The organism is Pseudomonas sp. GM74 (assembly GCF_000282455.1).
In the GTDB taxonomy this organism is placed as follows: domain Bacteria; phylum Pseudomonadota; class Gammaproteobacteria; order Pseudomonadales; family Pseudomonadaceae; genus Aquipseudomonas.
This window is the reverse complement of the sequence record NZ_AKJG01000133.1, coordinates 1-6689: the sequence shown is the minus strand read 5'-3', so window position 1 is coordinate 6689 and position 6689 is coordinate 1. Positions and strand designations below refer to the sequence as shown.

The 6689-nt window shown below is 61.8% G+C and carries 7 protein-coding genes; 5 read left to right on the top strand and 2 right to left on the bottom strand.

Annotated features, from left to right (window positions below; all coding sequences use genetic code 11):
• Positions 1-252: 252 nt before the first annotated feature.
• From PMI34_RS0127520 to ycaC, 4 genes are all read left to right on the top strand, one after another.
• Positions 253-669 carry a DoxX family protein gene (locus PMI34_RS0127520; protein WP_032829854.1) on the top strand — a complete coding sequence of 139 codons (417 nt, stop codon included), beginning with the start codon at positions 253-255 and terminating at the stop codon, positions 667-669.
• A complete protein-coding gene (locus tag PMI34_RS04625; protein WP_008053058.1) occupies positions 662-1270 on the top strand; it encodes an antibiotic biosynthesis monooxygenase in 609 nt (202 codons plus the stop codon). Before PMI34_RS0127520 ends, PMI34_RS04625 begins: the two co-directional genes overlap by 8 nt.
• On the top strand, positions 1270-3108 hold the full coding sequence (locus tag PMI34_RS04630; protein ID WP_008053056.1) for an amidohydrolase: 1839 nt from the start codon (positions 1270-1272) through the stop codon (positions 3106-3108). The genes PMI34_RS04625 and PMI34_RS04630 overlap by 1 nt, the downstream gene beginning before the upstream one ends.
• Before the next feature lie 69 nt (positions 3109-3177).
• Positions 3178-3804: an isochorismate family cysteine hydrolase YcaC gene (ycaC, locus tag PMI34_RS04635; RefSeq protein ID WP_007991021.1), complete on the top strand. Its 627-nt coding sequence runs from the start codon at positions 3178-3180 to the stop codon at positions 3802-3804.
• Positions 3805-3925: 121 nt separating this feature from the next.
• Here the strand turns inward: ycaC and PMI34_RS04640 are convergent, their stop codons facing one another.
• Both PMI34_RS04640 and PMI34_RS04645 read right to left on the bottom strand, forming a co-directional pair.
• Entirely contained in the window at positions 3926-5353 is a 1428-nt protein-coding gene (locus tag PMI34_RS04640) for a mechanosensitive ion channel family protein (RefSeq protein WP_008053054.1), read from the bottom strand.
• A gap of 77 nt (positions 5354-5430) precedes the next feature.
• Positions 5431-6450, bottom strand: a complete 1020-nt coding sequence (locus PMI34_RS04645; RefSeq protein WP_008053052.1) for an alpha/beta hydrolase — start codon at positions 6448-6450, stop codon at positions 5431-5433.
• 102 nt (positions 6451-6552) lie between these two features.
• On the opposite strand from PMI34_RS04645, the gene PMI34_RS29410 reads away from it, so the two are divergent.
• On the top strand, positions 6553-6689 hold a 137-nt coding region (locus PMI34_RS29410), incomplete at its 3' end, for a helix-turn-helix domain-containing protein (protein WP_238538819.1).

The window sequence follows — 6689 nt, the reverse complement described above, 5'->3', positions numbered from 1 at the left end:
ACCCGCTGTAAGAGCGGAACCGCCAGAGGCCGTGACCGCAGCAACGGATATGTACACCCACAAAATAATCATCGCCTGACCCACCGCTTTCGCGAGCAAGCCCGCTCCCACAGGACTTTGTGTGATTGGCAGAGCGCCGGCGTGCTCGCAAACAGAGCACGTACATTCAATTTTTCCTTCCCCCGTCCCATCATTATCGAATCCAGTCCCGGCGCATGGGCGTCGGTGGTTTTTCATTTGTGCGGGTGGGCCATGGACGCTTCGCGACGCGATGATCGGGCGCAAGACTGGGGGTTGCTGTTCCTGCGGGTCAGCGGCGGGTTGTTTCTGTTGTGGGTGCACGGTTTGCCCAAGCTGCTTCACTACAGTGCCGAGTTGCAAAACATCGAAGACCCTTTCCACCTGGGGGCGAACCTGACGCTGCTGCTGGCGATTTTTGCCGAGGTGGTGTGCCCGCTGCTGATCGTCGTCGGGTTGCTGGTGCGTCTGGCGTGTTTGCCTATTCTGTTTTTGTTATGGGTGTCGATGTTGATCGTGCATCCGCAGTGGACCCTCTTCGAAGGCCAGTTCGGCTGGTTGTTGCTGATTGTGTTCACCAGCATTTTTATCGCCGGGCCGGGACGGCTCGCGCTCAATGTCCGTTTTGCCGGAGCCTTGCGTTATGTCTGATCTCAATCGCCGTGAACCGGCAAGTCCCGGGCCTGATGAGGTGGTGACCTTGATCGTCAAACACCGGGTCAAGGCCGGTTTTGAAGTGCCTTATGAGGCCTGGCTGCGCAACATCGTCAAGGTGGCTGCGCAGAGCGTCGGGCATTTGGGCGTGGATGTGGTGCGCGGCAAGAACGCCGGCCTCGACACCTACACCTGCGTGCTGCGCTTTTGCTCGACTGAGGCGATGCAGCGCTGGCTCGATTCGCCGCAGCGCCAGGAGCTGGTCGACGAAGCCGCGCCGATGCTGGCCGATGGCGACCAGACCGAAGTCAATCCGGTCAACGAATTCTGGTTCTCGCCCCAGGCCGAAGCCGGTACGCCACCGCCGCGCTGGAAGCAGGCTGTGGTGACGTTGCTGGTGATCCTGCCGCACACCTTGCTGGTGCCTCTGCTCTGGGGGCCGCTGCTACGGCTCAACGCCTTGCTCTCCAACTACGTGGTGGCCACGTTCCTGATCACCCTGACCATCGTGCTCTCGGTGGTTTACATCTTCATGCCCATGGCGACGCGTCTGTTCGCGCCCTGGCTGTCTCCCTCAACATTGCACGAGGAACCGTGATGAACGCCGATCTGATTCTGTTCAATGGTCAATTCCATACCGTCGACCGCGAAAAACCGCTCGCCAGCGCCGTGGCGATCAGCGACGGGCGTTTTGTCGCAGTGGGCAGTGATGCCGAGGCCATGGCCCTGCGTGGCTCGAACACCCAAGTGATCGACCTCAAGGGCCGCTGCGTGATTCCCGGGCTCAACGACTCGCACTTGCACCTGATCCGCGGCGGCTTGAACTACAACCTGGAACTGCGCTGGGAAGGTGTGCCGTCCCTGGCCGATGCCTTGCGCATGCTCAAGGATCAGGCCGACCGTACGCCGACGCCGCAGTGGGTGCGGGTGGTCGGTGGCTGGAACGAATTCCAGTTCGCCGAGAAGCGCATGCCGACCCTGGCCGAGCTCAACCAGGCGGCGCCAGACACGCCGGTGTTCGTGCTGCACCTGTACGACCGCGCCTTGCTCAACCGTGCCGCGTTGCGCGTAGCCGGTTACACCCGCGACACGCCGAACCCACCGGGTGGCGAGATCGTGCGTGACGCCAATGGCGAGCCGACCGGCATGCTGGTGGCGCGGCCCAACGCGATGATTCTGTATTCGACCCTGGCCAAGGGGCCGAAGCTGCCGCTGGAGTATCAGGTCAACTCGACCCGCCAGTTCATGCGCGAACTCAATCGCCTGGGCCTGACCAGCGCCATCGATGCCGGCGGCGGTTTCCAGAACTATCCGGATGATTACCAGGTGATCGAGCAGTTGGCGAAGGACGAGCAACTGACGGTGCGCATCGCCTACAACCTGTTCACCCAGAAGCCCAAGGAAGAGTTGACCGACTTCAAGAACTGGACCGGCAGCGTGAAGCTGCACCAGGGTGACGATTACCTTCGGCACAACGGCGCCGGGGAAATGCTGGTGTTCTCGGCGGCGGACTTCGAAGACTTCCTCGAACCGCGCCCGGACCTGCCGCAAACCATGGAAGCTGAGCTGGAGCCGGTGGTGCGCCATCTGGTCGAGCATCGCTGGCCGTTCCGTTTGCACGCTACCTACAACGAATCCATCAGCCGCATGCTCGACGTGTTCGAGAAGGTCAACCGCGACATTCCGTTCAACAGCCTGCCATGGTTTTTCGACCACGCCGAAACCATCACCCCGCAGAACATCGAGCGGGTGAGGGCGCTGGGTGGCGGCATTGCGATCCAGGATCGCATGGCATTCCAGGGTGAATATTTCGTCGAGCGTTATGGCGCAAAAGCGGCCGAAGCCACGCCACCGATCAAACGCATGCTGGCCGAAGGTGTGCCGGTGGGCGCCGGTACCGATGCGACGCGGGTGTCGAGCTACAACCCGTGGACCTCGTTGTACTGGATGGTCAGCGGCCGCACCGTTGGCGGCATGGAGTTGCACGCCGAAGGCCTTCCACGCCTGACTGCGTTGGAGTTGTTCACCCACGGCAGCGCCTGGTTCTCGTCCGAGCAGGGCAAGAAAGGCCAGATCAAGGTCGGGCAATTGGCCGACGTCGCGGCCCTCAGCGCGGATTTCTTCAACGTCGATGAAGAGGCGATCAAGTGGATCGAATCGGTGTTGACCGTGGTCGGCGGCAAAGTGGTGTACGGCGCCGGTGACTTCGAGAAGCTCGGGCCGGCCAGCGTGCCGGTACTGCCGGACTGGTCGCCGGTGGTGAAGGTGCCGGGCCACTGGCGCCCGACCTCGCCGATGCAGGCCCAGGTTCACCATTGCAGCGGGCCGTGCGCGGTGCATTCCCACAGCCATGAACGGGCGCGCCTGTCGAACGCGCCGGTCAGTGATTTCGCCGGTTTCTGGGGCGCCTTTGGCTGTTCGTGTTTTGCCTTCTGACGAATTCAAAAAAGCGCCGCCCCAACAGGGCGGCGCGGTATGCAATAACCATCCATCAAGGAGCTTCCAATGAGCAACGTTCCGTACAAACGCCTGAACAAAGACGATGCCGTGGTCTTGCTGGTCGACCACCAGACCGGTCTGATCTCGCTGGTGCAGGATTTCTCGCCCAACGAGTTCAAGAACAACGTGCTGGCGCTGGGCGACATCGCCAAGTTCTTCAAACTGCCGACCATCCTCACCACCAGTTTCGACAGCGGTCCGAACGGTCCGATCGTGCCGGAGCTCAAGGCGCAGTTCCCGGACGCGCCGTTCATTGCCCGCCCGGGCCAGATCAACGCCTGGGACAACGAAGACTTCGTCAAGGCGATCAAGGCCACCGGTCGCAAGCAACTGATCATCGCCGGTGTGGTGACCGACGTGTGCGTGGCGTTCCCGACCCTGTCGGCCATTGCCGAAGGCTTTGAAGTGTTTGTGGTGACCGACGCTTCCGGCACTTTCAACACCACCGTGCAACAAGCGGCCTGGGCGCGCATGTCGGCCGCCGGTGCGCACCTGCTGAACTGGTTCGCCGTGGCCTGCGAGCTGCAAGGCGACTGGCGCAACGACATGGAAGGCCTGGCCAACCTGCTGTCGGAACGCCTGCCGAACTATCGCAACCTGATCAACAGTTACATGAAGTTCACTGCGAAGTAAGACGTACACCTGTGGGAGCGAGCTTGCTCGCGATGGCGGCGTATCAGTCGACACATATGTTGACTGACAGAAAGCTATCGCGAGCAAGCTCGCTCCCACAGTGTTTTGTGTGAACTGCTGATCAGCGGTTCTGCAACCAACTCAAAAAACCTCCTCTCTTGACCGCCACCGGCTTGGCCATCAACGCCATCCGGCTGTTCTGCTGGCGCACCGCCTGCAGCTTGTTCAACGCCCGATCGACTTCCCGTCGTTGCGCCATGCAACTGCGGGTCAGGGATTTGTCGAGGCGGTAGATGATGCTTGAGGTCATGGCGGTGAACCGTGCCTGGGACGGCGTGTCGGCGAGGATGCTTTGTTCGCCCATGACTTCGCTCGGCCCCATGCGCCCGGCTTCGATCTGCGTGCCGCCGTCGGGGACGGTGGCGCTGACCACGCCGGTGGCGATGACGAACAGGCTGTCCGGCACTTCTTCCAGATCCAGCACCACATCACCGGCCGCGTATTGCTGCGCCACCATGTTCTGGGCCAGACGATCCCGTTCCTCGGCGCTCAGGGAACGGAAAATTTTCACTTCGTCGAGCAAGGCCCGTGCGCGGGTCGATGGCTCGATCACGCCATCGGGTTGCCGGGAAATGCCTGCCGCTTCGAGGTGCCGATGGGCCAGGTCGAACAGTTGATTGCGCACTTCACCCTTTTTGCCCAATTCGGCGATGAAGCCGCTGGCCACGTATTCGGACATGGTTTCGCCGGCCTCCTTGAGCACGGCTCTCGGCGGCGGATCGAGCAGCAGGCTGCTGCTGCCCTGAAGGGTGCGGTCCAGCGCATCGAGTACCCGGCGCGGGCGGATGTGGTTGGGCACCAGAATGCTGATCGACACGCCGTGCACATTGAACGGGCGGCTGAGGTTGACGATCTTTGCCTTGGCCGCCACCGAGTTCGGCACCACCGCGGTGCTGCCGGCGCTGGTCAGCAGGTGGGTGGCACGCCAGTCGATGTCCAGCACCTTGCCTTCAATGCCGTCGATGGAAACCCGGTCATCGACCTGGTACGGCTTGGTGGTGTTGAGCACGATGCCGGAGAACACGTCGCTCAAGGTGCTCTGCAATGCCAGGCCCACCACGATGGCGACGACGCCGGAGGTCGCCAGCAAACCTTTCACCGGCAGCTCCAGTACGTAGCCGGCGGCGGCCACCACGGCAATCAGGAACACCAGAGCTCCGATGACATCCTGCAGCAGCCGGCCGCTGTGGCCGATGCGCCGCATCAGGGCCAGGCCGATCACTTCGGTGAGCACCCGCGCGGCGTACAGCCACCAGAGAATCCCCAGGGCGGTGGCCCCCAGCTGCGCCACGGGATCATCGGCAAACAAGGGCGCCTGCAACGGGCTGACGCCGGCGTTGATGAGCACCGCGCTGAACAGCATAAACAGCGCCAGGCGCACGCCGACCCGGCTGACGCGATGCTTGAATGGCGCGAGGTGCCAGAGCAGGGCGTCGATGATCAGTAGCAGGGTGCTGAGGGAGAGCAAATGAGCGTAGATAAAAGACATTGGGATGCTCCGCTGGAAATTATGTCCCACAGAAAAGCCCTTCACCACACAACCAGTGTGCGGTGAAGGGTTGGGGCTTACTTCAAGTGAGTCTTGAGCTCCAGCGCAGCCTGGCGCACCGCCGCCTTCACTTGCGGAATCTGGCTCAGCGGGTTGAGCAGACCGAAGTCGTGGATCATGCCGTTGTAGCGTACCGAAGTCACCGGCACACCCGCTGCGTCGAGGTGGCGGGCGTAGGCTTCACCTTCGTCACGCAGCACGTCGAATTCGGCGGTCTGCACCAGGGCGGCCGGCAGGCCTTTGAGCTGTTCGGTGCTGGCGTTGAGCGGCGAGGCATGAATCTGCGCACGTTCACCGGCGTCGGTGGTGTAGTTGTCCCAGAACCACTTCATCATGTTTTGCGTCAGGAAGTGGCCTTCGGCAAATTGCTGGTACGACGCGCTATCGAACTGTGCGTTGGTCACCGGCCACATCAGCAGTTGAAAACGCAGGACCGGGGCTTTCTGTTCCTTGGCCATCAAGGCCACGACCGCCGCCATGTTGCCGCCGACGCTGTTGCCGGCCACCGCCAGGCGTTTGCCGTCGACGCCGATTTCCTGGCCGTGTTCGGCCACCCAGCGGGTCGCGGCATAGGCCTGGTTGATCGCGGTCGGGTAATGCGCTTGCGGCGACGGCGTGTAGTCGACGTACACCGCGACCGCGCCGGAACCCACCACCAGGTCACGAATCAGGCGTTGGTGAGTAGGGAAATCCCCCAGCACCCAACCGCCACCGTGGAAGAACATGAACACCGGCAATTCACCTTTGACCTTGGCTGGGCGCACCACTTTGAGGTTGATCGTCTGACCGTCAACCTTGATTGCCTTGTCGCTGACTTCCACGCCGGTCAGATCAACCTTCACGGATGCCTGGGCACCGGTCAGTACCCCACGGGCGTCTTTCGGGCTCAGTTGTTCAAGTGGTTTGCCACCGCCGGCGGCGAGGGCTTCGAGGAAGGCCTGGGTGTTGTGTTCGACACCCGGACTGCCTGCGGCAAAAGCGTTGCCTACGGCGAGGGCGAGGAGGGAGGCGGTCAGGGTTTTCTGGATGAGGTTCATGGATAAATCCTTTTTAACCAATGGCGTTGAGAGTCTTGGGATGAGGTCGCTGCCAGCTCTGTGATTCAGGCTTGAGCAACACCGTGAACACAGATTAATAGGATGCCTGGAAGGGAAAAAGCAGCTATAAAGTGTTTGACTGTCAACCGGGAGGTGACAATGAACCCCTTCGAAGATATGCGTATTTTTTGCCAGGTCATGGACTCCGGCAGCTTCACGGCGGCCGCCGCGGCTAACGG